The sequence below is a fragment of the Alteromonas sp. MMG017 genome (genome assembly GCF_018100795.1).
Taxonomy (GTDB): domain Bacteria; phylum Pseudomonadota; class Gammaproteobacteria; order Enterobacterales; family Alteromonadaceae; genus Alteromonas.
In genome coordinates this window covers 1-565 of sequence record NZ_JAGJDY010000060.1, presented here as the reverse complement: position 1 = coordinate 565, position 565 = coordinate 1, and the positions used below count along the sequence as shown (strand labels likewise).

The 565-nt window shown below is 33.5% G+C and carries 1 protein-coding gene; it reads left to right on the top strand.

The genetic code is table 11. The features are described from left to right. Positions 1-539: hypothetical protein (locus J8L84_RS20225; RefSeq protein WP_211072277.1), on the top strand; the 539-nt coding region annotated here is incomplete at its 5' end. Positions 540-565: the final 26 nt, after the last annotated feature.

Here is a 565-nt window from a genome sequence, read left to right as displayed (position 1 = left end):
TCAATCAAGGAATGGTTATGAATTTGGAAATAGAAAAATCTAATTATTTAGAATGGGTTAAGTTAGTACAAAGGGCATACACTGTAGGATATATAAGCTCATTAATTATTCTTTCCCATATCTTAACTTTGAACAGTGCTACAGATAAAGACACTTTAAACATATCTTTGTTGAGTGTTTCTTTTCCAAGAATTCCAGCAGTACTATTCACTCTCTTTATTTTTATAGTTGCAGGAGCGTTTGTAATATACGCATATGCTAAGTTGGAAAAACTATGTAACGTAATTGATGAAAATAGCTTATCTTCTCTAAAAAACTTTCCTTCTTTTGCTCACATTCCTGTAAAGGGAGACTGCTTTCTAGTTGGCGGCTTATTAATTATCTATTTTATGGTTTTTAAATTTGGGCAAGGTGATGGTACTTGGATAAACGCGATAATTAATTCTATTCTTGTTTGCTCGACATTTATTATCGCAAGCGTGTATAAGGCTTACGACAAGCCGTTAGAAAAAAGTAGTGAGAGCAAGCGAAACATATAACAATCACATTAAGCCGCTCGCAGGCT